20 protein-coding genes and 2 pseudogenes are annotated in these 21,962 nt (G+C 63.5%); 18 read left to right on the forward strand and 4 right to left on the reverse strand.

Annotated features, from left to right (window positions below):
- The first annotated feature begins 32 nt into the window (after nt 1-32).
- The 14 genes from OEW28_RS16805 (at nt 33) to OEW28_RS16870 (ending at nt 12,861) form a co-directional block, all read left to right on the forward strand.
- Nucleotides 33-1,241 (forward strand): ABC transporter substrate-binding protein, encoded by a 1,209-nt coding sequence (locus tag OEW28_RS16805; protein WP_263735954.1) that lies wholly within the window; start codon nt 33-35, stop codon nt 1,239-1,241.
- A gap of 81 nt (nt 1,242-1,322) precedes the next feature.
- The gene (locus OEW28_RS16810) at nt 1,323-2,345 is read left to right on the forward strand and encodes a carbohydrate ABC transporter permease (protein ID WP_263735955.1); all 1,023 of its coding nucleotides are present in this window, start codon (nt 1,323-1,325) and stop codon (nt 2,343-2,345) included.
- The gene (locus OEW28_RS16815; protein WP_263735956.1) at nt 2,345-3,499 is read left to right on the forward strand and encodes a carbohydrate ABC transporter permease; all 1,155 of its coding nucleotides are present in this window, start codon (nt 2,345-2,347) and stop codon (nt 3,497-3,499) included. The genes OEW28_RS16810 and OEW28_RS16815 overlap by 1 nt, the downstream gene beginning before the upstream one ends.
- On the forward strand, nt 3,496-4,032 hold the full coding sequence (locus OEW28_RS16820; protein WP_263735957.1) for an ester cyclase: 537 nt from the start codon (nt 3,496-3,498) through the stop codon (nt 4,030-4,032). The genes OEW28_RS16815 and OEW28_RS16820 overlap by 4 nt, the downstream gene beginning before the upstream one ends.
- A gap of 5 nt (nt 4,033-4,037) precedes the next feature.
- Nucleotides 4,038-5,366: a histidinol dehydrogenase gene (gene hisD / locus OEW28_RS16825; RefSeq protein ID WP_263735958.1), complete on the forward strand. Its 1,329-nt coding sequence runs from the start codon at nt 4,038-4,040 to the stop codon at nt 5,364-5,366.
- On the forward strand, nt 5,363-6,415 hold the full coding sequence (locus OEW28_RS16830) for an ester cyclase (protein ID WP_263735959.1): 1,053 nt from the start codon (nt 5,363-5,365) through the stop codon (nt 6,413-6,415). Before hisD ends, OEW28_RS16830 begins: the two co-directional genes overlap by 4 nt.
- On the forward strand, nt 6,415-7,179 hold the full coding sequence (locus OEW28_RS16835; protein ID WP_263735960.1) for an SDR family NAD(P)-dependent oxidoreductase: 765 nt from the start codon (nt 6,415-6,417) through the stop codon (nt 7,177-7,179). Before OEW28_RS16830 ends, OEW28_RS16835 begins: the two co-directional genes overlap by 1 nt.
- Nucleotides 7,179-8,201: a LacI family DNA-binding transcriptional regulator gene (locus OEW28_RS16840; protein ID WP_263735961.1), complete on the forward strand. Its 1,023-nt coding sequence runs from the start codon at nt 7,179-7,181 to the stop codon at nt 8,199-8,201. Before OEW28_RS16835 ends, OEW28_RS16840 begins: the two co-directional genes overlap by 1 nt.
- Nucleotides 8,198-9,187: a nuclear transport factor 2 family protein gene (locus tag OEW28_RS16845; RefSeq protein WP_263735962.1), complete on the forward strand. Its 990-nt coding sequence runs from the start codon at nt 8,198-8,200 to the stop codon at nt 9,185-9,187. The genes OEW28_RS16840 and OEW28_RS16845 overlap by 4 nt, the downstream gene beginning before the upstream one ends.
- The gene (locus tag OEW28_RS16850) at nt 9,188-9,346 is read left to right on the forward strand and encodes a hypothetical protein (protein WP_263735963.1); all 159 of its coding nucleotides are present in this window, start codon (nt 9,188-9,190) and stop codon (nt 9,344-9,346) included. It abuts the gene before it with no gap.
- 12 nt (nt 9,347-9,358) lie between these two features.
- Complete coding sequence (locus OEW28_RS16855) at nt 9,359-10,327, forward strand: cupin domain-containing protein (protein WP_263735964.1); 969 nt, start codon at nt 9,359-9,361, stop codon at nt 10,325-10,327.
- A gap of 17 nt (nt 10,328-10,344) precedes the next feature.
- Nucleotides 10,345-11,469 (forward strand): cobalamin-independent methionine synthase II family protein, encoded by a 1,125-nt coding sequence (locus tag OEW28_RS16860; protein ID WP_263735965.1) that lies wholly within the window; start codon nt 10,345-10,347, stop codon nt 11,467-11,469.
- The gene (locus OEW28_RS16865) at nt 11,466-12,173 is read left to right on the forward strand and encodes an alpha/beta fold hydrolase (protein ID WP_263735966.1); all 708 of its coding nucleotides are present in this window, start codon (nt 11,466-11,468) and stop codon (nt 12,171-12,173) included. Before OEW28_RS16860 ends, OEW28_RS16865 begins: the two co-directional genes overlap by 4 nt.
- Nucleotides 12,166-12,861, forward strand: coding sequence for an RraA family protein (locus OEW28_RS16870; RefSeq protein WP_263735967.1), 696 nt, complete (start codon nt 12,166-12,168; stop codon nt 12,859-12,861). The genes OEW28_RS16865 and OEW28_RS16870 overlap by 8 nt, the downstream gene beginning before the upstream one ends.
- 510 nt (nt 12,862-13,371) lie before the next feature.
- On the opposite strand, the pseudogene OEW28_RS16875 reads toward OEW28_RS16870, so the two are convergent.
- Nucleotides 13,372-13,905 (reverse strand): annotated as a pseudogene (locus OEW28_RS16875) (ISKra4 family transposase); the annotation flags it as partial.
- Nucleotides 13,906-13,997: 92 nt separating this feature from the next.
- On the opposite strand from OEW28_RS16875, the pseudogene OEW28_RS16880 reads away from it, so the two are divergent.
- The 4 genes and pseudogenes from OEW28_RS16880 to OEW28_RS16895 all read left to right on the forward strand — a co-directional run.
- A pseudogene (locus OEW28_RS16880) lies at nt 13,998-14,621 on the forward strand (IS5 family transposase); the annotation flags it as partial.
- Between the two features lie 409 nt (nt 14,622-15,030).
- Nucleotides 15,031-17,832: an MFS transporter gene (locus OEW28_RS16885; RefSeq protein WP_263735968.1), complete on the forward strand. Its 2,802-nt coding sequence runs from the start codon at nt 15,031-15,033 to the stop codon at nt 17,830-17,832.
- An 18-nt stretch (nt 17,833-17,850) separates the two neighbouring features.
- A complete protein-coding gene (locus OEW28_RS16890) occupies nt 17,851-18,876 on the forward strand; it encodes an ABC transporter substrate-binding protein (protein ID WP_263735969.1) in 1,026 nt (341 codons plus the stop codon).
- A 121-nt stretch (nt 18,877-18,997) separates the two neighbouring features.
- Nucleotides 18,998-19,996: an ABC transporter substrate-binding protein gene (locus OEW28_RS16895; protein ID WP_263735970.1), complete on the forward strand. Its 999-nt coding sequence runs from the start codon at nt 18,998-19,000 to the stop codon at nt 19,994-19,996.
- A gap of 368 nt (nt 19,997-20,364) precedes the next feature.
- On the opposite strand, the gene OEW28_RS16900 is transcribed toward OEW28_RS16895, so the two are convergent.
- The 3 genes from OEW28_RS16900 to OEW28_RS16910 form a co-directional block, all read right to left on the reverse strand.
- The gene (locus OEW28_RS16900) at nt 20,365-20,553 is read right to left on the reverse strand and encodes a hypothetical protein (protein WP_263735971.1); all 189 of its coding nucleotides are present in this window, start codon (nt 20,551-20,553) and stop codon (nt 20,365-20,367) included.
- Nucleotides 20,554-20,660: 107 nt separating this feature from the next.
- Entirely contained in the window at nt 20,661-21,554 is an 894-nt protein-coding gene (locus OEW28_RS16905) for an MBL fold metallo-hydrolase (protein ID WP_263735972.1), read from the reverse strand.
- 45 nt (nt 21,555-21,599) lie between these two features.
- Nucleotides 21,600-21,923: a MoaF-related domain-containing protein gene (locus OEW28_RS16910; protein ID WP_263735973.1), complete on the reverse strand. Its 324-nt coding sequence runs from the start codon at nt 21,921-21,923 to the stop codon at nt 21,600-21,602.
- Between the last annotated feature and the right edge of the window lie 39 nt (nt 21,924-21,962).

The following is a 21,962-nucleotide window of genomic DNA, read 5'->3' on the forward strand; positions in this document are numbered from 1 at the left end:
CGAACTGGCCCAAACACAGGGAGACGCAAGGAATGAATCTGAAGACGATCCTGACAGCCGGTGCGATCTGCGTTGCCGGCGGCGCCGCGAGCGCCGAATGCGCGTTTGACAACACCGTCCCGCTCCGGTCGCTGACCGCCGGGTTCGAGGCGTGGAAGGCGGTCACCGATGCCATGGCCGAATGCGGAAACTTCGAAGCGAACCTCGACCAGGAGTTCAGCGAAAAGCAGCCTGAAGCCTTCGCGGCGAACCCTGCGCTTTACCAGATCGGCGGCGTCGCCAATTCGACCATGATCCCGCTGCTGACCGCAGGAACGATCCGGCCGCTGGATGATCTTGTCGCCAAGTATGGCCAGAACCTTAGCCCCAACCAGTTCATCCGGGTGGACGGCAAGGTCATGGCCATCGCGATGATGGTGAACAACCAGCATCTGATGTACCGCGAAGACATCCTTTCCGATCTCGGCATCGCTGTTCCCACGACCTATGAAGAAGTGCTCGCTGCGGCGGCCGCGATCAAGGAAGCCGGCGTGGTGGACTACCCGATCGGGGGCACCTTCATGACCGGTTGGAACCTCGGCGAGGAATTCGTGAACATGTACCTTGGAGAGGGCGGACAGTTCGTCGATGACAAGAACATGCCCACGATCAACAACGAAAAGGGCATCGCCAGCCTCGAAATGCTCAAGGCGCTGACCGAGTACATGGATCCGGAATTCCTGGTGTCCGATTCCACCTATGTCCAGCAGCAGTTCCAGCAGGGCAAGATCGCGATGGCCAACCTCTGGGCCAGCCGGGCGGGTGCCATGAACGACGAGGCGGAAAGCCAGGTCGTGGGCAAGGTCAAGATGGCAGCCGCTCCGATGGGATCGGTCGCTCCGGCGTCGTCGATCTGGTGGGACGGCGTCGTGATCGCGGCCAACATCAGCGACGAGGAAGCTGACGCCGCCTTCCGTGTCGCGATGGAAGGGCTCGACGCCGAAATGGTTAAGGCGCACAACGACGCCTCGGTCTGGTTGATCCCCGGCTACGAACCCGGCGAATTGGCCGCCGGTGCCGCCGCGACCGCCGCCAAGGGCGCCTTGCCCTATCCGGCCTCGGCCGCCATGGGGGTGATGCATTCCGCCCTCGGCAACGGCATCGCGGACTATCTGACCGGTGCCAAGGACGCGCAAACGACGCTTGTCGACATCGAGGCCGCCTACACGACCGCGGCCAAGGAAGCCGGCCTGATCAACTGATACCCTTGGCGGGGCCACCGCTCCGGGTGGCCCCGCGTTTCCCCTCGCCTTGACCTCATCCCGGCCAGAACTGGACAGGACATGAAATTCAAGACATTCGCAGCGTTCGTCGGACCCTCGGTGCTGATGATGCTTCTGTTCATTGCCTTTCCTCTGGTGAAGGTGTTCTGGCAGAGCTTCAACGTGACCCAGCCGGTCTATGAAACCGTCGAGGTCGAGAAGTGCACGCCGGGCTTCCTGACCCAGATCTGCACCACCGAGTTTCAGACCATCCCGCAACTGGACGACAACGGGGATGTCGTCACCCGCACGACCTATGTCGGGCTGCAAAGCTACCGCAACGTCCTGGAAATGGAACGCTTCTGGACGGCCGCCAAAGCATGGTCCTGGTCCGGCATCATGACCATCGATTTCTGGAAGGCCCTACGTTTCACGCTGATGTTCACCCTGGTCACCCTGCCGCTGGTCGTGGGTGTCGGCCTGCTCATCGCGCTGGCGATCAACAATGCCGCTGCCGCGATCCGGGGGCCGGTGATCTTCGTGTCCCTCTTGCCGTTCATCATCACCCCGGTGATCGGGGCCCTGTCGATCAACTGGCTGTTCCGGGGCGACGGCATCCTGACCGCGCTGCTCGAACATTGGCTTGACCGCGATCTTGCCCTTTTCGCGCAGGCCTGGACCATCGAACTGATGATGATGTTCTACCGCGTCTGGCACGTCGCGCCCTTCGCTGCGATCATCTTCTATGCCGGTCTGCAGACGGTCAACCAGGACAGCCTTGAAAGCGCGATCATCGACGGCGCGACCCGCTGGCAGCGCCTGCGCCTGATCATCGTACCGCACCTGATGCCGCTGATCATCTTCGTCGCAATCATCCACCTGATGGATACCTACCGGGTGTTCGAGGAAATCGTGGGTTTCCGCAGCCAGGGCTACGTGATTTCCCTGCAGTGGCTGACCTATGACTTCCTGACGCCGGATCAGGCGGGGAACCGTTCCATCTCGCGGGCTTCGGCTTCGGCCATGCTGACAATGATCGGCATCGCCGTCCTGCTCGTGCCACTTCTCAAGCGCACATGGCGCGACCACAGGGGGACCAGCTGATGAGCGCCCGCGCCCTTGGACAACCCGCATCCCTGCGGGTGCTTTCTAACGGATTTCTGGCCTTCTGGTGCCTTGTCGCCGCCTTCCCGATCTTCTGGATCACGGTGATGAGCTTCAAGTCGCCCGTGGATGCCTTTGACGACAATCCGCTGAACGTGATCTTCGGCCCGGCCACCCGGGCCGCCGGCAACGGGTTGTCGATCCTCGACATCGCCCTCGGGCTTGGCCTGATCTGCGCGACGATCCTCTATTCCATGCGCAGGCTGCCGAAAGCCGTCAGAACCTACGGCGCGGGCCGATCCATGGCGCTTGCATGGATCGTAGCTGTCCTGCTGGTCGCGGTTGTCTTCCTCGTGCTGTTCTTCGTCGTCCTGCCGTGGGTGACTGGGCTGCTGAACCCGGTTCTGGGCCCGCTGGGGCGCGATGTCCTGGGTGCCACGACCGAGCATTACCAGACCGTCTGGGTCGACCGCGGCTTCAGCAACAACTTCAAGAACTCGATGATCGTGACGGCCGGGGTCGTGTCGGTCTCGTTGACCTTCGGAACGCTCGCCGGTTACGGCCTGGCAAGGTCGGGATCGGTGCTCGCCTTCTGGATCCTGATCATCGCGCTCGTGTTCCGTGCGCTGCCGCATTCGGTGCTTGTCGCCGGATACCTTCCGGTCTTCATCAACTCGGCCGAGTGGCTGGCGCCGATCCTGGGCGAGAACGCGCCAACGCTTTACGGCAAGCCCTTCGCCGTGATCGCGGTCCTGGTGGCGATCAATCAGCCCTTCACGATCTGGATGCTGCGCAGCTTCTTTGCCAACATCCCCGCCGATCTTGACGAGGCCGCGCGGGTCGACGGCTGTTCGCACTTCAAGGCGTTCCGGCTGGTGATCATGCCGGTGATGTGGCCGGGGGTCATCACCACGGGTCTGTTCAGCTTCCTGCTGGCCTACAACGACTTCCTCGTCACCTCGCTGCTGCTCGACGCGTCGAACCAGACCATGGTTCCGGCCATTGCCGGCATGTTCAATCGCGAAACCACCACGACCGACCAGGTCGTTGCAGTCGCCGCCGCCGTGTCGATCACGGCGCCGCTCTTCGTTCTCGTCATGGTCTTCCAGCGCCAGATCGTTTCCGGTCTCACTGCGGGGGCGGTCAAGGGATGATCGGCGCGCGCCCCGAACAGTCGGTCCTGAGCCGCGACACCGACCTGTCCAAGACCGAGGCGACGCGCGCGGTCATCGAGGGAATGGTGGATGGTCTGAACGATCATCGCATCAACGACATCGGTGAGTTCTTCGCCGACGGGTTCCGCTGGATTGGGAACCAGGGTTGCGGCACCAAGCGCGGCCTGAAGGAATTCCAGGACAACTGGCAGCGCCCGTTCCAGGCGGCATTTTCCGACAAGGTCTGCGTGGACGAAGCCAGGCTCTACATGGGCGAGTGGGCCGCGGCCTTCGGGCGGCAAGAGGCCACCCATTCGGGCGACTTCATGGGTGTGGCCCCGACCGGCAAGCGCGTCGAGATCCGCTACATGGATTTCTGGAAGGTGGAGGACGGCAAGATCACCGACAACTGGGTGATGGTCGATTTCCCCCATGTTTTGGCGCAACTCGGCGTCGACGTGTTCGCTGGCCAGGGTTGGGAAACCTTTGACCGGGGTGAGCGCACGCCGCCCCGACCGGACAAGCAAGGATAAGAGCAATGGCAATCGAATATCTCAAGCGCAGCAAACCGGACGCGGAAAAGGCCGAGGATGACGCCAAGGTACGCGATGTCGTTGCCGCGACGCTGGCCGACATCGAAGCCCGTGGCGATGCCGCCGTGCATGAACTGGCCGTCAAGTTCGACGGATACGATCGTGCAAGCTATCGGCTTTCCCAGGCAGAGATCGAGGCGATCATCGCAAAGGTCAGCCCGAACGACATGGCCGACATCCGGTTCGCGCAGGAACAGGTCACGAATTTCGCGCGTGCCCAGCGTGCCTCAATGACCGATATCGAGGTCGAAACCCTTCCCGGCGTGATCCTCGGGCACAAGAACATCCCCGTCCAGTCCGTGGGCTGCTACGTGCCGGGCGGCAAGTTCCCGATGGTCGCTTCGGCTCATATGTCGGTGGCAACCGCCAAGGTCGCGGGCGTGCCCCGGATCATCGCCTGCACGCCGCCCTTCAACGGCGAGCCGAACCCGGCGGTAATCGCGGCCATGCATATGGGCGGCGCCGACGAGATCTACGTTCTCGGTGGCATTCAGGCCGTGGGCGCCATGGCGATCGGCACCGAAACGATCGAACCCGTGCATCTGCTTGTCGGGCCGGGCAACGCCTTCGTCGCCGAAGCCAAGCGTCAGCTTTTCGGCCGCGTCGGCATCGACCTTTTTGCCGGGCCGACGGAAACCATGGTCATCGCCGACGAGACGGTTGATGCCGAAATGTGCGCGACCGACCTTCTTGGCCAGGCCGAACACGGCTACAACAGCCCCGCCTGCCTGATCACCAATTCGCGCAAACTGGCCAACGACACGATGGCCGAGATCGACCGCCTGCTGACGATCCTGCCGACCGCCAACACAGCCTCTGTCAGCTGGCGGGATTTTGGCGACGTGGTTCTATGCGACACGCATGAAGAGATGCTGCAGGTCGCCAACGACATGGCCTATGAACATGTGCAGGTGATGACGGACCGGGACGACTGGTACCTGGACAACATGCACAGCTATGGCGCGCTTTTCCTTGGACCCCGCACCAATGTCGCCAACGGCGACAAGGTGATCGGTACCAACCACACGTTGCCGACGAAGAAGGCCGGGCGCTATACGGGCGGGCTCTGGGTTGGCAAGTACCTGAAAACCCACAGCTACCAACGGGTCGTGACCGACGAGGCCGCCACCATGATCGGCGAATACGGGTCGCGCCTGTGCATGCTTGAGGGCTTTGTCGGGCACGCTGAACAATGCAACCTGCGCGTCCGCCGATATGGGGGGATCAACGTTCCCTATGGCGAAGGCGCGCCTTACCGGAAAGCCGGCGAATGACCGACCGTCACACGGCCAACAAGGCGTTGATCGCACCGCTCCGGGCGGCGATGTATGATTTCGACGAAACCGAGCTGCGTCGTCAGCTGGCCAACATAAGCGCGCCGGACGCGGTGTTCCGCCTCTGCCATCCGTTCGGCGACAGCGTCGGTTCGGATGCCTTCTTTGACGCGGCCTACAAGGGCCTCGTCGAGGCATGGCCCGATCTGGAGCGGCGCGACTACATCGTCATGGCGGGCGAGGATGGCGACGGGGCCGACTGGGTCGGATGTGGCGGATATTACACGGGTCTTTTCCTGTCCCCGTGGCTCGACATTCCGCCGACCGGCCATCAGGCGGTGATGCGGTTCCACGAATTCTTCCGTATCGCGGACGGCAAGGTCGTCGAATTCCAGGCGATCTGGGACATCCCCGAGGTGATGATGCAGGCGAATGCCTGGCCCATGGTCCCCAGCCTTGGCCGCGAATGGCACGTGCCCGGCCCCGCGACGCAGGACGGCCTTGTGCCGGGGCCTCATGATCCGGAAAGAAGTGCCGCCACCTGCCAGCACATCGTCGACATGCTGAACCATCTTACGAAGCACCCAAGCCAGGGCGGGCCCGAGGTGATGGAGATGGAACGGTTCTGGCATCCGAAGATGAACTGGTACGGCCCCTCGGGCATCGGCACCGGAAGGGGCATTGCGGGGTTCCGCCACTGGCACCAGATTCCATTCCTGAACGGAATGCCGGACCGGGGACAACATGCAGACGAGACCACCCATCATTTCTTCGGCGACGGGGACTATGCCGCGGTGACGGGCTGGCCCAACATGAGCCAGACGCTGTCGCATGACGGCTGGATGGGGATCGCCCCGTCCGGCAAGCGCATCACGATGCGGAGCCTCGACTTCTGGCGGGTGGAAAACGGCCTGATCCGCGAAAACTGGGTGCTGGTCGACATTCTGGACGCCTACCGTCAACTTGGCGTCGATGTCTTCGCCCGGCTGCGCGAATTCAACAAGGCGCGTGTTCCGGGATCGGTCCCGTTCCCGGTTGGAGGGCGGTGATGCGCCTGCCATCGACGCCCTCCTTCCGACTGGACGGCAAGCGCGCCCTCGTGGCCGGGGCCTCATCGGGCATCGGCCTCGCCTGTGCCACGGCGCTGGCCGAGGCCGGGGCAGAGGTGACGCTGGCCGCGCGGCGCAAGGACGCGCTGACGGAGTGCGCCAGGGCCCTGGCCAACAACGGGTGGCGCGCGAACGTGCTTCAGCTTGATGTCGCTGATCTTGGGGCGGTTCGCGCGGAGGTGGAGGCGGCCGAACCGTTCGATATCCTTCTGAATGCGGCAGGGCTCGCGCGGCACTCTCCGGCGCTTGAGACGACCCCTGCCGACTTCGACGCCGCCATGGCGGTGAACCTGCGCGGGGCCTATTTCCTGATGCAGGCGGTGGCGCGGCGGCTGATCGAGACCGGGCGGCCAGGGTCGCTGATCACGATTTCCAGCCAGATGGGCCATGTCGGCGGGCAGGACCGTGCGGTCTATTGCGCGACCAAGCACGCGGTCGAGGGCATGACCAAGGCGATGGCGATCGAATGGGGACGGCATCGTATCCGGGTGAACACGATTTGCCCGACGTTCATCCTGACCGATCTGACCCGGCCAACCTTTGATGATCCGGCGAAGCGGTCCTGGATCGAGGAGAAGATCAAGCTGGGCCGGCCCGGCGAGGTCGAGGATATCATGGGGGCGGCGGTCTATCTGGCGTCGGACGCTTCGGCGATGGTGACCGGGAGCTCTCTGATGGTCGATGGGGGGTGGACGGCGGACTGATGGCGCAAAGCAAGGTCACATCGGCAGAGGTTGCCGCGCGGGCGGGCGTCAGCCAGTCGGCGGTAAGCCGGGTATTCACGCCGGGGGCATCGGCCTCGGCAAAGACCGTCGCCAAGGTGCGAAAGGCCGCCGAGGAACTGGGCTACCGCCCGAATGTCCTGGCGCGGGCGATGGTCTCGGGGCGCAGCCGGATCATCGGCCTGGTCGTGGCCTACCTCGAAAACCAGTTCTACCCGGTCGCGCTTGAGTTGCTGTCCAACGCGCTGCAAGTGCGCGGTTACCACATCCTGATCTTCACCGCGCCGAACTCCTACGATGACGGGATCGACAGCGTGATGCAGGATCTGATGGACTACCAGGTCGACGGCATCATCGCCGCGTCCGTGTCGATGAGCTCGGACCTGAGCGCGCGGGCAAAGGACCTTGGTATTCCCGTGGTCCTTTTCAACCGCAGCCAGGACGATGTCGAGGTCTCCAACGTCACCTCGGCCAACCGGCTGGGCGGGCGCAAGGTGGCCGAATTCCTTGTTGCAGGCGGTCATGAGCGGATCGCCCATATCGCAGGCTGGCAGGGAAGCTCGACGGGCCGGGACCGGCAGGCGGGATTCCTCGAGGTCCTTAAGGCGGCAGGTCAAAGCCCGTTTGCCATAGTCGATGGCATGTACAAGCGCGAGGTCGCGATGGAATGCGCCCGGAAGCTTCTCGGCAACGCCGAAAGGCCGGACGCGATCTTTGTCGGCAACGATCACATGGCCTTTGCGGTGATCGACGCGATCCGCGAGGCGGGGCTGCGACCCGGCCATGACATCTCCGTCGTGGGGTTCGACGACGTGCCGCTGGCCAGCTGGGGGGCCTATGACCTGACCACCCTGCGCCAGCCGGTCGAGCGCATGGTCGAAAGCACGGTGGACCTGATCCTGCGACAGATCGAATCCGGGGACGCCGCCCCCGAACGCATCGAAATCGAGGGAGAGCTGGTTTTGCGCGGCTCGGCCCGTATTCCCGAAGGATGGACTTCATGAAAGGGTTTGATCCCAAATTCGCCGACTTCCCGGACTACATCATCGGAATCACCAAGGAGATCTGGGAAGACCGCGGCATCGCGACGCTGCACGACTACTATGCGCCCGATATCATCGTGCGGTCTCCGGCCTCCGTCGTGGTCGGCAATCAGGGCGTCATCGCCGCGACCATGGCGACATTGGCCGAGTTCCCCGACCGGACGCTCTTCGGCGAGGACGTGATCTGGTCCGGAACGCCGGAGGAGGGGATGCTGAGCTCGCACCGGCTGCATTCCACCGCAACTCACGCCAATCCCGGCGTCTACGGCATGCCGACAGGCAAGAAGCTGCACTACCGGATCATCGCGGACTGCCATGCGATCAACAACCAGATCAACGATGAATGGCTGATCCGCGACCAGGGCGCGATTGTCCGCCAATTGGGGTGGGACCCGAAGGACTTCGCCCGCGATCTGATCGCCCGCGAAGGTGGTCCGGACAATTGCGTCCGCCCCTACACGCCCGCGAACGATGTCGAGGGCCCCTACAGGGGCAAGGGCAACGACAATGAATGGGGCGCCCGCTACGCTGACATCCTGACGCGGATCATGGGGGCGGATTTCACCGTGATCCCGAAGGAGTACGACCGGGCCGCGAACCTCGAGTATCCGGGCGGCGCGCAGGCGCTGTCCTTTGACGGCGCCGACCAGTTCTGGATGGGGCTGCGGGCCGCCTTCCCGGATGCGGAGTTCCGCATCCATCACGTGATCGGCCGCGACGACCCGATGATGCCGCCGCGCGCCGCCCTGCGCTGGACGCTGCACGGAAAGCACAGCGGCTGGGGCAGTTTCGGCACACCGACCGGGGCCGAGGTCTTCGTGCTTGGCGCCAGTCATGCCGAGTTCGGTGCGCTTGTCGGTGGCCAACCGAAGTTGCGCCGCGAATGGGTGCTGTTCGACGAAACCGCGATCTGGAAGCAGATCCTGCTGCACACCGGAGAGTTGTGAATGGCCGTCCTGACCGAAAGCGCCGCTGTCCATCGCCTGCATGTCTTCCTGGCCAGCCGGCGGGCCCGGCGCCTGAACCTGCGCCCGCCCGGAGGGGCTGGTGACGCCAAGCCGGGCAGCGCCGCCCGGATCGCTTGCCAACGCTCCAAACTCCATTGATCGGAAATCAGAATGTCCAACCCAGATATCGAAGCCCGCATCGTCCGCTACGGCGATCTCAAACCCTGCAAGACCGCCTTCATCGACGCCCACACCCCGGGCAGCAACCAGAAGGAAAACTTCACCATCATCGGTGGCGGTGTGTCGGAAAGCCCCGACCAGCACGTCCATATCCGCGAAACGCCCGGCTTCAACATCGGCGCGGCCGGGCAGCCGCCGAAGTGCCGCAACTCGCTGCACAGCCACACCACCGCCGAAGTCTTCTTCGTTCTGAAGGGCCGCTGGCGGTTCTTCTGGGGCCGCTGGGGCGATGCGGGTGAGTTCATCGCCGAGGAAGGCGACATCTTCAACATTCCCACGGGCATTTTCCGCGGGTTCGAAAACGTCGGCACGGACTACGGCATGATCATGGCCGTGCTGGGCGGCGATGATGCCGGCGGCGGCGTCACCTGGGCCCCGCAGGTGATCGAGGATGCGCGCGCACACGGCCTCGTCCTTGGTGAAAACGGGGTCCTCTACGACAGCAAGAAGGGCCAGCAACTGCCCCACAACGTGTCGCCCATGCCGCTTCTGACCGAAGAGCAGTTGAAGGCTTACCCCGAGGTGCCTGTCGAAAATGTCGTGCGCGACTATGTGGCGCGCTACTGGGACCTGATGGCGCTGGCCGCGAAGAAACCCGCCAAGGTGATCGGCCAGGACGCGTTGCTGAAGGACAAGCCGGGTTTCGAGGTCGATTTTCTGACCCGTGGCTCGATCTCCGCCGAGCCCCAAAGCCGCGACAAGCACACGGTGCTGATGCCGGTGCGCGGGCATTGGCGGTTGACGGTCGGCGACTACGAAACCGTTCTGAACCCCGGTGACACCGCCCTTGTCAATCCCGGCGAGCCGCACGCGCTGGAACCGTCGATGACGGGCGAGGCGAGCCTTTACCGGGTGGTCCCGACCGACGACGCCCCCGGCGCCACCTGGACCGGAAACTGACCAAGGGAGGAGCCCGCATGAGCAGGATCAACACCACCCATGTGGGCTCCTTGCCCCGGACACAGAAGGTCGTGGACTTCATCTTCGCCCGGGAACGGAACGAGAAGTATGACCCGGCCGCCTTCGATGCGGCCATGACCGAGGCCGTGTCCGAAACGGTGCGCCGCCAGGTCGCGGCCGGCGTCGGGATCGTGTCGGATGGAGAAACCTCGAAGATCAGCTACGCCACCTATGTCAAGGACCGCTACACCGGGTTCGACGGCGACAGTCCTCGCAACGCGCCGGCCGATCTCAAGCTCTTTCCCGGCTTCCTTGAGCGGCTGGCAAGGGAAGGCGGCACCCCGAAGTATGCGCGGCCCATGTGCGTGGGCGAGGTGCGATCAAAGGGGCAGGGGGAACTGCAGAAGGACATAGCCAATCTCAGGGCCGCGATGTCCGCGCATGGAGCGGAGCGCGGATTCATGAACGCGGCCTCGCCCGGCGTGATTTCCCTGTTCCTTCAAAATGCCCATTATCCGACGCGCGACGCCTATCTTGCCGCGCTGGCTGACGTCATGAAAGAGGAATACGAAACCATCGTCGCCGCTGGGCTTGACCTACAACTCGACTGTCCAGATCTGGCGCTGTCGCGGCACATGCTGTTCACGGACCTTTCGGACGATGATTTCGTCAAGGTCGCGGCAAGCCATGTGGAGGCGCTGAACCACGCGCTTCGGGACATCCCCGAAGACAAGGTGCGGATCCATATCTGCTGGGGCAATTACGAAGGGCCCCATGTCTGCGACATCCCTATGGCCAAGATGTTCGACACCCTGATGTCGGCCAAGGCGCGTTACGTCCTGTTCGAAAGCTCCAACCCGCGTCACGGCCACGAATGGACGGTGTTCCGCGACCGCAGGCGCGACATACCCGCCGACAAGGTGCTGGTTCCCGGCGTCGTCGACACGACGACGAACTTCGTCGAACACCCCGAGCTTGTGGCAGAGCGCCTTCGGCGGTTCGTCGACATCGTCGGGGCGGACCGCGTCATCGCGGGCAGCGATTGCGGCTTCGGCACCTTCGCGGGCTTCGGTGCGGTGGATCCGGACATTGCCTATGCCAAGCTGGCGGCGCTGTCCGAAGGGGCTGCGCTGATCTCGTGAAACTGCCACTGGTTCTTCTGCCCGGAATGATGTGCGACGCCCGCCTGTTCGGGCCGCAGATCGACGCGCTTTCATCGGAACGCGTTGTAATCGTGATGGACCTGACCGCGGCTGACAGCGTGCAGGGATTGGCGGTGGACGTGCTGGCCAAGGCGCCGCCCCGCTTTGCGCTTGCCGGCCTATCCATGGGGGGGATCGTGGCAATGGAGATCGTGCGGCGCGCGCGCGACCGTGTGCCGGGTTTGGCCCTTCTCGACACCAACCCCCTGGCCGAGGACGATGCGGTCAAGGCCCGGCGCGCGCCGCAGATGGCCAAGGCCCGCGCCGGGCGTCTGGGTGAGGTGATGCGGGATGAGATGAAGCCCAATTATCTCGCCAACGGGCCGGACCGGCAGGACGTGCTCGACCTTTGCATGGCGATGGCCATGGATCTTGGCCCCGAGGTCTTCTGCCGCCAGTCCATCGCCTTGCGCGACCGGCCGGACCAGACCGAGGCCCTTCGCGACTACCGCGGTGCGGCGCTGGTGCTGTGCGGGCGGCAGGACGCGCTGTGCCCCGTGTCACGGCACGAGTTGATGCACAGCCTGATCGCGGGGTCGCGCTTTGAGATCCTCGAGGGGGCAGGGCACCTGCCCACGCTGGAACGACCAATTGAAACCACGGCGGCCCTGCGCCGCTGGCTATCGGAGACCGATCATGGATGACACGCTTCTGACCCTTTTGCGCTCGGTCGACACGCCCACCGTCTGCAACGCCATCGAAGTTGTGGAGGGCAAGCGCGGTTTCGACCGCTTCACACGCGGCACGGTTCTGTGCAGCGATCCGGCGGCCGGGGCGATCGTCGGCTACGCCCGGACCGCGAAGATCGCTGCCGCTGCCCCGCCGACGGAACCGCCCGAGGTGATCAAGGCCCGCCGGATGGACTACTACCGTCACATGTCGTCCGGAACCCGCCCGGCGCTGGCGGTGGTTGAAGACCTGGACGGCGAAGGGGCCGTCGGCGCGTTCTGGGGCGAAATCAACACCACGGTCCACAAGGGCTTTGGCCTGTCCGGTGCGCTGACCAACGGGGTCATGCGCGATCTGGGTGACTTGCCGGAGGGCTTTCCCGTGATCGCCGGTTCGATCGGGCCAAGCCACGCCTTCGTGCATGTTCGCGAAGTGGGGACGCCGGTGTCGGTTTTCGGGCTGCGGATCGAGGATGGCGACCTGGTGCACGCGGACCGTCATGGGGCCCTTGTGATCCCGCAACGCCATGTGGCGCATCTTGAAAACGCCATTCGCAAACTGCTTGAAACGGAACAGATCGTCCTGGAACCGGCGCGGAGGGGAGACTTCGATTTCGTGACCTTCGAAGCGGCCTGGCAAGCTTTCGAACGGGCCCGAACTTAGGTCAAGTTGATGGCATGGATGCCCCCAACGCCGATGACGCAGGCGATCTCGTTCATCCGGTAATGCGCGATTGTTGTGTCGACTTGCGACTGAAGCCAGATCTGTCAGTATTTCCAAGATGCTTCAGATGAAAGCGAATGGTCGCATCGTCGTGCCCGCGGCGGGGCAGGGCTGCTGGAGCAAGCCGTCAAGTCCAGTGGCAGCGTCGACCTCCGGCGCGCCATGCGGGCTGCCCGTCTTGCGATGGCACTCAGGAAGATCCGCGGGGACCCAGCCTTCGCACTTCAGAGTTCCAGATCGGAGGTGTGGCTGAACTGTCTCGCTGCTTTCGCCGCGGTTAGGAAACGACCGCTAGTCAAGGCGGCGGTGGTCAGCACCGGCATCGATGGCTTTGCCAAGGGTTGCGTCGCTGGCGGCATACGAAAAGGAACCGCGCCTGCTAGCCGCGGCTGATCAGATCGTGGGACGCACTCGGCAAAGAACCTCCGCATTGGCAGCAGATTCTCACAATCAAGGGCAAGAAATGTCGCGACCGACGAGCACGGCGGCGCGGACAACGGCGACGCGGTGTGCTCCCTTTGGCGACCATCTCATTTGGCGGCGCTTTCCCATGCCGGTGTTGCCGATGTCGTCTGCGCAGCCCTCTGCACGAGATGAGGAGATCGGAAAACCCCTGCGATGCCGCCAGCCCTGTTTGGTCAGGTTGCCGATGTTGTTCGCAAGGTATGAATAGAGTTCGCGGCACCGAGCTTCCACCCGCCGCGCTGCTTCAGTCGCCAGACGGTCATCTGTAGCCAGCCGCGCGCAATCGACCATCAACCATTGCAGACTGATTGTAGCCGTTAGAACTTTTCCATGCCACAGGTACCATCGCAGCGTTTCGGCCGGACGTTTGAACAGCACTGGAATACCGGAGAAGCCCCTGATCTGCAGCAGGCCCTGTACCGCGTTCTCGACGGGCTGAATACGCATCGAGACATGCCACCAGTCGAGGATGTGGCGAACCTTTCCACCGACGGCATCGCGCACGAGGTTTGGCAGGGCTCGTCTCGACAATGATCCGCACGTCCATGGCGGTTTCCCTCTCAATGAACCACCAGCATACACAGACACCCCCAGGTTTTGCCCACTCCGCGCTGAACCTGCTAATCGACATCGAGCCGGTAAGCGCCACCGGTTCGAGCGAACCGGCGAGGGGGATCAAGGCCGAAGGTGAAGGCGAATGGCAGGCCCGCAAGCTCGGCGTTCAGGAGCGCCGCCGATGGCGCAAGGTGCATCTGGCCATGGATACCGCCACCTCCGATATCCGCGCGGTCGAGTTTACCCCCAGCCGGTAAGGCGACAGCCCCGTCCTGCCAAGCCTGCAGGGCCCGATCCCGTACGACGAGGACATCGGCACCGTGACCGTGGACGGCGCCTACGATACACGGCGCTGCCACAGCGCCATCATCGCACGCGGCGGCACGGCGATCATCCCGGTCCGCTAGAACGGGCGGGTGTGGTAGGACGGCTGCCCTGCCGCAACCGCCTGAAACGAAACCCTGCGCGCCACGCGTCACTACGGCCGGGCGTTCTGGAAGCGATGGACCGGATACCACGCCCGCAGCCGCGTCGGGGCCAGGATGCAATGCCTGAAGGCCTTCGATGAGCGCATCGCCGCGAGAGACCCCGATCGCCAAACCGCCGGCATCCACATCCGCGTCGCACTGATCAACCGCTTCGGCGCCCTCGGCAGCGCCGAGATCGTCCACGTAGCCTGAATGGGAGCGGCAAAGGCTGTCACGCCTCAAGCCGCCTTCCTGCAAAAACGTCCGTTTCAACCAAGACGCAACCTCTCCAGCAGGCCCCTCTTCAAGGCCCACCGCGCCGCTGCTCTTGCCGAGTGGCGTGGTCTATGCGCGGAATAAGGGACAGCGTTACTGTCCTTGCCAAGACGAGTTCGAATTGGTCTGACCCCACCCGGCATCCAGCTTCGCGCGGCAGTCAGGTGTAACCGCAGGTGCAGTCTGATGAAGCAGCACGACGCCGCAAAGCCGGGCCTCTCGGTGATGCTGCAAGTACCCCGTTCCGCAGAGACCTTGATATTGTTGGTTGAAGCGGCCAACCTCGGGATCGCAACCTGAAAATGACTCTGCGCTCTCCGTCTCGGTAACCCTCAGAAAGGCGCCAATGCGATTTCGGAGTTGGATCGTCACAACGCTGGTAATCGGGATCGCGCTTTCGGTGCTCTCCGTCCTGCTCGTCCTGCAACACAACGCGCTTTACTCCGAACTGCTCCGGCAACGCATCTCGGTGATAGCCCAGACCACGGCAGAGACCTTCCGGCCGATCCTCGATCTCGGCCTGCCGATCTCGATGTTGCGGGACGGGGACAAGATCGTGGCGCGCGGCACCAAGATCGATCCCGAGATCGTGGCCGTCCACGCGGTCAATCCCGCAGGGATCGTCGTCCACAGCACCGGGACGAAGCCCGCCACGCTGTCGAACGACGTGCTGCTGTCCATGCGGCTTTCGGATCGCGACTTCTGGGGTCACGAGACCGAGGACATGATCTACAGCGGGTTTTCGATACGTCATGAAAAGGACGGGCCGCTGTCGGGGGCCGTGGTGGTGGAATATCCGCATGAGTTGCTGGATACCGCATCGCAGAATATCGTTCGGATCACGCTGCGCAGCGCGCTTCTGATCCTGATTGGAACATCGGCTCTCGCTTTCGCGCTGATCTATCTGGTTCTCGAACGTCCGCGGCGCAGGCTCGCGGAGCTTCTGGATGTCTACGGCGCCGGAAAGACTTCGACGATCGCCGCTTCCTCCCTCAAATCGAACGAGAACGGGCTGCTCGATACAGAGTTCTCGCGTCTTGCGCTGAGTCTGCACGATGCCGAGAAAGCCTATGACGAGGCACAAGAGGCAATCGCCTCGTCGGTGGAGGGCCGGCAGATTCCGTTCACACGGACGGGCCGTCATTCCGAGGAGACGTCACCGGAGCAGACCGGGCGGCTGAAGATACTCTTACTGGCGCGGGTCGTGCCGATCACGATCGTTTTGCTCATTGCCTCCGTCCTGATCCTGGCCGCAGTGGTGATGAGCGCGGTCACAAGGTCGATCGAACCGGAACTGGCGGCGCGGACCGATCTGATCGGAACGGTGGTCAGCGAGAACGTCCAGCGTGCCCTCGACAGCGGCATCGCCCTTGATGAGATCGTCGGCGCGGACCGCTACTTCGGCGACATGCTCGAACGGCTTCCGGAAGTCGCCTACATAGCGATCGCGACGGGGCGGATCGTGATTGAAGCCGGCGAGCGCATAGACCCCTACCTCGCGCCTCCGAGGGAGAGGCGTGGAGTGAGGAGCCACCCAATCCTGCATGACGGCGAGGAAGTCGCCTACGTCGTCATCGACATTGACCCGCGCTTGATCGCGCAACGGTTTCGAAACGTCTTGCTGGATTCCGCGGTAATCCTGCTGGTGACGGTCCTGCTGGCATGGGAGGTAATGTTGCTTCTCACAGGGCGTACTCTGACGGGCGGACTGGCGCGCCTGCAACGGCTGAGCGCCATGCAGGCAGCCGGTGATTTTTCCCGGCGGGTCGCGGTCAGTGGACAGGGTTCGGTCCAGGCGCTCCTGACCAGCGTTTCGAACCGTGCCCAGGCCCTGCACGGCGCGTTCGCCTCGGCAATCGAGGCGGCTGCTCCGACCAGGCGTCCCGCGATCCAGGAGGTCGGCAAGCAGTTTGGTCTCTCGCCGGGCGGACCAAGATTGCTTGAGAGCTCCTCCTTCTCAAACATTCGGCTGGCGCTCTTTCTGTTCGCGGCGGCCGACGAGTTGCCGCTGGCCTTTCTCCCGATCTATACCCGCTCGGCGGACAATCTCTGGCCCTGGCTCGACCAGTCCGTGCTGATCTCGTTGCCGCTTGCCGGATATCTGCTGGCCATCGTGACGATGTCGCCCTATGCGCGCGTGCTGGTCGAGCGGTTCGGGGTCAGGGGGCTGTTCTTCGCCGCGGCGGTCCCGACCCTCGTCGCGCATATCGGCCTCTTCGCTGCCAGCACCGCGCAGGAGATCATCCTGTGGCGCACCGTCACCGGCTTCGGCTACGCGCTCGTGACCCTCGCCGCGCAGGACTACGTCCTGAGCGTCGCAACGAAGGCCGACCGGGACAGGATGCTTGGCGTCTTTACCCTCGTCCTCTTTGCTGGCGTGTTTTCCGGAGTTGCGCTTGGCGGCGTCCTGGCCGATCGCCTGGGGCCTTCGAATGTCTTTCTGGTTAGCGCCGCCCTGATCGCGGCCTCCGCACTGCTCAGCCGGTGGTTGATTGCGCCCGAGATTGGCCGCAGGCAGACGGAAAAGACGACCGTGCCGGACAAGGCAGCCAAGTGGCGCGTGTTGACGGATGCACGCCTTGCCGCCTTGATCTTCGGGGTCGCTGTGCCGGGGGCTGTGCTCTTGCAGGCCTTCGTGTCCTACCTCGTCGCGCTCACGTTGAACGCGCAGGGCGCAAGCGCGGCCGAAATCGGCAGGATCCTTATGCTCTACTTCGTCTCCGTCATGGTGGTCAGCCCCCTTGCAGGGCGCCTGGGGGAGTTGCTTCGGCTGCCCGGCGCGGTGCTTTGCGTTCTAGGCGCGGGTATCTCCGGACTTGCCCTTCTGCCGGTAGTCGCAGCGCCGTCCCAGCAGGCGATGGTGATCGCCATGATCGGCACCGGGACGGGCGGCGCGCTAATCCGGGGCACACAGGTCTCTCTCGCGCTGAGCATGGCGGAGGCGAAACTCAGCGGACCCGGTCCCGCCGTGGTTCTCGGCGCCCTGCGCACCGGCGAGCGCCTCGGCAGTATCGTCGGCCTTGTCCTCATCGCGTGGCTTTCCGGGGCGGTTGGATACGCCGCCGCGACGCTGGCGGTGGCGGTCTGGACGTTGATCGGTGGCGCAGTTTTCGCCATCAGCGGCGGCAAGAAGTTGTTGGCAGCTTAGTGATTCAAGGGGGGCATCATGGCTGAATGGAGAAACAAAAGCAGAGCCGCCGCTTCGAAATTTATCGCGGCACTCTGTCTGCTTGCGTCCTTCTCCACCCCGTTGCAGGCAGAAACCAAGGTCATTCTCGGCATCTTCTACTATGGCTGCGACGAGCTCTGCCACGGCGTTCAGTTCGAACTGGCGGATAGCGGCTTCGACGTGAAAATGGACGTTCGCAATCTCCAGCAGGACATGGCGCTGGTGCCTGGCCTGATTGAGGAAGCCCGAACCCGCAAGGTGGACCTTGTCATCACCCATGGCACGAGCGCAACCCTAGGTACCATCGGTCGCTTGGAGGATGCTGCCGACCCTCGGTTCCTGTCCGACATTCCCGTTGTCTTTACCCAAGTGGCCGATCCATTTGGCAGCAACATTGCAGAAAGCTTTGAGCGAAGCGGGCGCAAAAACGTTGCAGGCACCTTCAACCGTGTCCCGGAAGCGGTGAACATTCAGGTCGTTCGCAGCTATGATCCCAGCTTCGATAAACTCGGCCTGCTCTACAATAGCAACGAGGAGAACTCGGTCATCAAGCGAGACGAACTTGCTGCGCTCGCGCCAACGCTCGGGGTGGAACTGGTCGCGCTGGAGATCGAGCCAGGTGTATCGGGACCACCAGATCCCGAGCAGATCCCCGAGCGCATGGCCGAACTGGCCGCCGCCGGGGTCGAGTGGCTCTATCTGGGGTCTTCGTCGTTCCTGCGGCAGAACGGCACTCTTTTCACGGAGTCCGCGGTCGAGCACGGGATCGCGGTCGTGAGCCCATACGAGGCCCTTGTGCGCGACAGCAGTGCGCTTTTGTCAATCGCGGCTCGTGAAGAGGATGTGGGACGGCTCGCCGCTCGCCAGGCGCTTGCCATCCTGCGCGATGGCAAGATACCCGGGGAACTGCCGATCCTGAGTGCGACCGATTTCGCCTATGTCGTAAACATGGATGTCGCCCGGGCCCTGGACAGGATCCCACCCTTCGCGTTCCTGCAAATCGCCGCGACGGTGCAGCGCTGATTGTCTGATCCGATCTGGTCCCTGGCCGAGCGCGGCGCTCCCCCGCGAAGCGCCGCTTAGCTTGACAGCCCACCGCATAAAGCCTTGACTGAACGAAGGCTTCAAGAATGGGAGAGGCTTGATGCGCACCCTGCCTGCCAAGCTGCTGGCACCGGTCATCTTGACCGTGTCCCTGTCCCAGGCAGCCGCAGACACGAAGACGATCTACGCCGTCACCTTTGACCTGTGCGATCCCGTCTGCGAGGGCTTCGAGGCGGCGTTCGAAGAAAGCGGTGTCGATGTCGAGATCATCTGGCGCGACTACGAATTGGACAAGTCGCGGCTGCCGGGGCTTGTCGCAGAGGCCCGCGCGCTTGGACCCGACTTGATCCTTACAAATGGCACGACCGCGACGCTCGGTATCGTCGGCACCTTCGATGATCTTGGAGGCGGTGCGTTCATAAGCGAGCTTCCGGTCGTTTTCACGAATGTCGCGAACCCTTTCAGCGCCGGCATCGCCAAAGACTTCGATGGTTCCGGGCGGCCCAACGTGACGGGCACGTTCAACAGGCCCGACGAGTCCTTGAACATCAAGGTGATCCAGACCTACGACGACAGCTTCGATACGCTGGGCCTGCTCTACAATTCCAACGAGGCGAACTCCGCGATCAAGCATGACGAGTTGTTGGAACTGTCCCGAACCATGGGGTTCAGGCTGGTGGCGGTCGAGTTGTCAAAGGACGGCGCGCGCCCGGATCCGGATGTCTTGCCAGCGGCTCTGGACCAGTTGCAGCAAGAGGGGGTCCGCTGGATCTACGTCGGGTCCAGTTCATTTCTTCAAACCAACGGAGACGCCTTCACGCGTGGCGCCATCGAGCGCGGCATGGCGGTCGTGAGCCCATACGAGCATCTGGTGCGCAAGAGCGATGCGCTCATCTCTGTGGCGGCCCATCTCAAGGACGTGGGACGGCTTGCCGCCGAGCAAGCGCTGAAAATCCTGCGAGACGGCCAGAGCCCCGGCGATTTGCCAATCCTGCGAGCCGCCGACTTCGCCTATGTCGTGAACATGGACGTCGCGCGGGAACTGAACAGGATGCCGCCGTTCTCATTTCTCCAGATCGCCGAGACGATCCACGACTGACCGTGAAACCTGGCGCGCGTTCCACCGCTCGAAAAGTTCACACTTGACCAATGGTCGAGGCACTGTGGGGGCGCTTCGTAGTGTAGTGCCTTCGCCAGCCCTCGATTAGGCTTCGTCAGACAAACTTGGCTTGAGGCTGGGCTGGGCGCTGACTAGCGTCCGACCATGACCAAACGCAGCCCGTTCAAGTACTTTGAGGCGTCACCTGAGATCATCCGCCTGGCGGTGATGCGATGGCGGGGTCATGTTCGGGACTGCGATAGGCGGAACGGACGACGGGCGGCTTGCTCAGCCGGTCGGACAGCGCCTGCAGCTTGCCGAGAGCGGGTTCGTTGATCGGCAGTTTCCTGGCGCCGCGACAAGCAATCTCAGCCGGGCTGAATTTGGGCCAGCGCCAAGTCTCGTCGGGCCCCTCGCGTCAATGGATCGTTTGGTGTGTAAAGCGGCCACTGCTCGGTGCCGAAGATCTTCAGCTTGATGGCCACGCCGGCCAGCAGCGCGTGGGAGCCCGCGGTGGTCTCGGCGCGGACGACAGTCTGCACGGCGGCGCGGCGCACGACCCTCGTCTGATTTGCGACAAGGAAGCGCAAGCTCTTTTGGGCAGTCATCGTGGGTGGCCGGCGGCCGGTCGGGATGTTATCCGGCCGACCGCTCGGCCCTTGGCTTAACCCCAGGTCATTTCGCCTTTGGCGACCTTGGCGCCGATCTCCAGGGCAACGTCAAGGCCTGCATCCGGATAGCGCTTCTTCATGGCCGCAATCAGCGCGTCACCGTCTGCCGCCTTGGCGAATTCCTCTTCATAGGCGACGAGGTATTCGCGGGTGAAGGTGACGCCCGAAAGGTCGGTCGGCCAGCCTTCGGCCATGTGCCCCGGAACGACCACCTTGGGATCGCGGGCGATGATCTCGTCCAGCGCACGAATCCAGGCGGCCCGGTCTTCGGGCTTGGGCACGTCTGCAATCCAGAGGTGCAGCCCGCCATAGACCAGAACCCCGCCGAACACCGCCTCCAACGAGGGCACCCAATGGTAGCGGCGGTCGGTCATGTCGGCGATGGTTACGATCTCGATCACCTCGCCGTCGACATCCAACGCATCGACCTTGGAAGCCTCCGGGACCACCGCCTCCTCGACCGTTTGCGGGCCGTTGTCGCCAAGCTGCGGCCCCCAGGCCTCGATCTTGCCGGGAAGCTTCTTGGTCAGCAGCTCGACCGTCTCGGGGGCGGCGATGACGCGGGCATCGGGGAAGGCCTCGGTGATCGGGCCGAGGCTGAAATAGTAGTCCGGATCGTTGACGGTGACATAGATCGTGGTCAGCGTCAGGCCAGTCGCCTTGATCGCCTCGGCCACGGCCTGGCCGTCCAACAGGGTGAAGCCGCCGTCGATCAGCACCGCCTCGGTGCTTCCCTTGACAAGCACCGGCGCGCGGAGAAAACCGCTCTCATCGGCCGGGAAGTAGTCCCAGCTTAGGCCGGATTGCGCCAGGGCGGGCAGCGGCACGATGGTGGCGGCGACTCCGGCGGCGAGCGAGGTCTTCAGGACGGTTCTACGGGTAATCACAAGGAATCTCCTTTGCTCGTTGGGAAGCTGTTTGGGGCGGAGCAGTCAATCGAGGCGAAGCCAATCCCCCTTCAGGGTTAGGAAGGTCTTGTCGGGCATGGTGATGGCTCCATGTACGATGGCGTTTTCGAAGTCCTCGACATGGGTGACGGTGATGCCGTCGGCTTCCTGCCAGGTCATCATGAAGACGCCGGGGCGGATATAGGTGGCCCGATAGGTCTCGGTTGTCGCGGCAGTTTCGAAATCTTCGGCGTCGAACGGAGCCCAACGTAGGGTCTTGCCTTCCGTGTCAAACTGCACGCGAAAGGCCGGGTCGCCATAGTCGGCCTTGTAAACATGGCCGAGGCCCGGAAAGGCAGTGTCGCACATTCTTGGGTTCCTTTGTTGGGTCAGGCGGGGCGCAGGGAC

Origin of the sequence: Albidovulum marisflavi (assembly GCF_025751435.1) — a bacterium.
In the GTDB taxonomy this organism is placed as follows: domain Bacteria; phylum Pseudomonadota; class Alphaproteobacteria; order Rhodobacterales; family Rhodobacteraceae; genus Albidovulum; species Albidovulum marisflavi.